The sequence below is a fragment of the Streptomyces sp. KLMMK genome, assembly GCF_036961605.1.
GTDB lineage: Bacteria > Actinomycetota > Actinomycetes > Streptomycetales > Streptomycetaceae > Streptomyces > Streptomyces telluris.
Genome location: NZ_JBAMDC010000503.1, coordinates 1 through 4,032, shown reverse-complemented (window position 1 = coordinate 4,032; position 4,032 = coordinate 1). Strand labels below are relative to the sequence as shown.

At 74.1% G+C, this 4,032-nt stretch carries 4 protein-coding genes; 2 read left to right on the top strand and 2 right to left on the bottom strand.

The features are described 5' to 3' along the window. Window positions 1-153 precede the first annotated feature (153 nt). Window positions 154-1,806, bottom strand: a complete 1,653-nt coding sequence (locus V7793_RS34480; RefSeq protein WP_336013639.1) for a hypothetical protein — start codon at window positions 1,804-1,806, stop codon at window positions 154-156. Between the two features lie 45 nt (window positions 1,807-1,851). Further along, a complete protein-coding gene (locus V7793_RS34475) occupies window positions 1,852-2,046 on the bottom strand; it encodes a hypothetical protein (RefSeq protein WP_058047788.1) in 195 nt (64 codons plus the stop codon). A gap of 351 nt (window positions 2,047-2,397) precedes the next feature. Between V7793_RS34475 and V7793_RS34470 the strand changes: the two genes are divergently transcribed. Both V7793_RS34470 and V7793_RS34465 read left to right on the top strand, forming a co-directional pair. After that, complete coding sequence (locus V7793_RS34470) at window positions 2,398-2,811, top strand: ankyrin repeat domain-containing protein (RefSeq protein WP_336013638.1); 414 nt, start codon at window positions 2,398-2,400, stop codon at window positions 2,809-2,811. A gap of 228 nt (window positions 2,812-3,039) precedes the next feature. After that, on the top strand, window positions 3,040-4,032 hold a 993-nt coding region (locus V7793_RS34465; protein WP_336013637.1), incomplete at its 3' end, for a glycosyltransferase family 4 protein.

Sequence of the window (4,032 nt, the reverse complement as noted above, 5' to 3'; positions counted from 1 at the left end):
CCACGGCGGGGTCACAGGTGCGGGCCTTGTGGCCTCGGGGGCGGGCAGCCTGCAGGGCGGCTGCCTTCTTCCGCCGCTACGGCGAGTGGCCGGCAACGAGGTGATCGGCGGTGCCGAGCCGGGTCGGCTGCGGGGGCGCGGTGTCGTTCCGGGTCACGTGGGCCGGACCGACAGGGGGCCGGGGCCGGTGTCGGGGTGGCCGTTCTCGGCGTAGGGCCCCTTTTCGGCGCAGGGCCCCTCGGCGTATGCGGTTTCCGTGGCCGGCCCCGGGTCGTGCGTGGGGAGCGCGCCGGACGGGGGCGGCAGGAGCGACAGGATCACCTGGCGTTCGCGTTCGGACGTGTCCTCGTCGTACGGGTCGGGTGTCGACGGGACCTGCAGCCGGTGGACCGGGCCCGAGCCGAGGCGGGCGTAGCCGCGCCCGGCCGGGGCCTCCGGCGGGGGCGTGCTCTGCGGCGGGGCGCCGAGCACGGAGCGCACCTGGTCGCCGGTGACGGCGCCGAGGACCACGCGGGCGCGCGTGTGCGCGAGCACCGGTTCGGAGAGCAGGGACGTGTTCGCCGCGTCGTCCAGGTGATCGCCCACCACGACGGTGACGTTGGCGATCCGCCCGTGCCGCAGCGGCACCTGCAGCAGCTCCTGGGGATCCCTCCGCCCCTCGCCCGCGGCGAGGTGGCTGAGCGCAGTGGGCCGGTCGACGAGGATCCACAGGGGGCGGCGGACGTCCTCGGGGGTCTGATGGCCCTGGCGGCGGGCGTGGTTGGCCGTGAGGAGGCGCCGTTCGGTCTCGTGGGTGGCCCATTCCAGGGCGGCGAGAGCTCCGGAGGGCGAGGATTCGACGGCCAGGACGCCGTCCCGCCCGCGGAGGAAGGCGAATTCGCCGGATCCGCTGCCGTCGAGGGCCAGGACGTCGCCCTGCTCCAGGGCCTGCAGCGCGAGCGAGCGCAGCAGCGTGCTCGTGCCGGCGGCGGGCCGGCCGAGGACGAGCAGGTGCGGCTCGGTGGAGCGCTGGCCGGTGCGCCACAGCACCGGCGGCTCGTCGCTGCGGTCCGCGCCGTCGAGGAGGACGGGCAGGGTCCGGTGCACGGCGCCGGGGTCGGTGAAGCCCAGGACGCTCTCGCCGGGCGCGGTCACGAACCGCTGGGCGAAGATGTCGGCCGGCAGCGGCGGCAGGACGTACAGGTGGAGGCGGTTGGCCTCCTCGTCCCAGTCGAAGCGGTACTCCCGCCCGCGGCCGGCCTTCATCTGCAGCAACTGCTCGATCCTGGCCCGGGATTCCGCTTCGCCGTCGGTGAAGTAGGCCGGGTAGCGCAGCTCCAGGGAGACCAGCCGGCCGCTGTGGTCGAAGGCGTGGGACGCGAACGCCTCCTCGCGGTCGCCGTCGTACGCGTAGAGCGGGGCCGGGTCCTCCGGGACGGAGAGGTAGGGCACCAGGGCCTCGTAGAGCGCCTGGAGCCGTTCGCCCTCTCCTTCGCGGGCCACCGTCTCGTGCGCGGATCCGCGCTCGCGCCCCGCCCAGGCCGCCAGCGTCATCAGGGCGATGCCGGCGAGCGCGGGCCCGTACGGCACGAGGGCCACGATGGCGATGCAGGACCCCACCAGCAGCAGGGTGGGCCCGCGCCGGTCGCCCGGTGTCTCCGCCCACTTGCGCCACGCGCCGGCCGCCAGGGCGCGCAGTCCGCGCGCGATGACGATCAGCGGGTGGAATATGTCGGCCGCGCTGTCGGCCGCCGTGCGCGCGAGGTCCTGCCCGCGGGCGATCCGCCGGCTGCCGGCCGGGCGGCGGGGGAGCTGTCGTGGGTCCACGTCGGTCTCCTCCTGCGGGCGGGGCGGCGAGCGGGGGCGGGGCGGTCAGAACTTGAGGCCGCCCAGGAGCCCGGCGAGGCTCGCGCTGCCCGCTCTGATGCTCGGGGCGATGGCGGTGCTGGAGAGGTAGAAGCCGAAGAGGGCGCAGACGATGGCGTGGCTGGCCTTCAGGCTGTCCTTGCGGAAGAACAGGAAGACGATGATGCCGAACAGTACGACGCCGGAGATGGACAGAATCATGACGTTCTCCTGAGTGGTCGAGGGGTTCACCATGAGCTCCTCAAGACTCACAGAAAGTATTAATGCGACAAAAGGACAGCGCAGTTCGATCACTGTCCGAAGGGCTTGATCAGTAAGGATCGGATCTTCGCCCGCGGAGGGGCGAAGAGGGGCAAACCGCCTGACCGCGGCTCCGGGCCGCACCTCGGGGCGCGAAACCGGCCGACCGCGCCGGCTCCTGAGCGAGCCATTCCCAATTCACCCGAACGGGCGCGTCCGTGCCTGCCGGACACCGCGCCGCGACCGTACATAGGGTGGGACGTACACCGACATCGCGTGCTGTCCAGGCGCCCAACCGGAGGACCGCAGACCATGACCGAGCAGACCCCCGAGACCGAGCCCGCCCACGACCCCGAGGTGCTCCAGCTCGCGGCCAAGGTCTTCGACCTGGCGCGCCACGGCGACACCGACACCCTCGCCGCCTACGTGGACGCGGGCGTACCGGCCAACCTCACCAACGACCGCGGCGACTCCCTGGTCATGCTGGCCGCCTACCACGGCCACCTCGACGCCGTCCTCGCCCTCCTGGAGCGCGGCGCGGACCCGAACCGGGCCAACGACCGCGGTCAGACGCCCCTCGCGGGCGCGGTCTTCAAGGGCGAGGACGAGGTCGTCCGCACGCTGCTGGCGCACGGCGCCGACCCGGCCGCCGGGGCGCCCTCGGCCATCGAGGCGGCGGGCGTGTTCGGCCGGCAGGACCTGCTGGAGCTCTTCCGGGGCGAGTGACCCCGGGGCGTCCGGCCCCGCCCGCACCCACGCGGGGCCGGGCGTTCGGCGCGCCCGGCTCGCATGGCTCGTGTGACACGCATGGCTCGCGTGACGCGCAGGGCTCGCGTGGCTCGATGACGAGGCTGGCTCGTTCGCGGTCTTCCGCAGCGGCGCGCCCCGGAGCGCAATGAGAGGCCGGTGGCTCGCGCCGGCGGCCGCCAAGCCCGCTCCGGAGGTCGCCCAGTCATGCGGATCGCCTACCTGCACTCTGGAAGCATTCCCTCCGTCTATGCCAACGGAGTGCACGTGATGCGGATGTGCGACGCGTTCACCGACGCCGGGCACGACACCGAGCTGTACGCCCTGCCCGGCACGGCCCCCGCGGAGGACGTCCACGCCTACTACGGCACCCGCAACCGCTTCCCCATTCGCACGCTCCCCCTGCCCTCGGTACCAGGGGCCGGCGTCTGGCTCCGGGCCCGCCGCCTGCGCGCCGAGATCCAGCGCCACGGCGTCCCCGACCTGCTCTACGGGCGCGACCTGCACGGCCTCGTCGCCGCCTCCGGGCTCGCGCCGCTCGTCTACGAGACGCACCTCCTGTGGCACAGCAAGGCCGTCCGCGCGGCCGAACGGCTGCTCTTCCGCCGCCCCGGCCTCGCCCGCGTCGTCTTCGTCTCCCAGGCGCTCGCCGACGACTACCGCGCCGCCTTCCCCCGCCTCGGCGCCCGGCCGGGGGCCCGGCCCGGCACCGACCTCGTCACCGCCCACGACTGCGCCGACCCGGTGCCCGCGGGCGGGCCCGTGGCGGAACTCCCCGGCAGGCCGGGAGCCGTGAAGGCCGGCTACGTCGGCCACCTCTACCCCGGTCGCGGCACCGACGTCATCCTGGCCCTCGCCGGCCGCCTGCCCGACGTCGACTTCCACCTCGTCGGCGGCACCGAGCAGGATCTGGCCCACTGGCAGAGCCGCAACACCCGCACCAACGTCCACTTCCACGGCCACCTGCCGCCCGCCGCCCTGCCCCCGTACCACCGGGCCTTCGACATCGTCCTCGCCCCGTACCAGCAGCGCGTGGCCTGCGCCGGGGGCATCGGGGACATCGCCCGCTGGGTCTCCCCGATGAAGCTCTTCGAGTACATGGCGTACGGCAAGGCGATCGTCGTCTCCGACCTGCCGGTCCTCCGGGAGGTCATGGCCGACGGGCACACCTGCCTGATGTGCCCGCCCGGCGACGTCGCG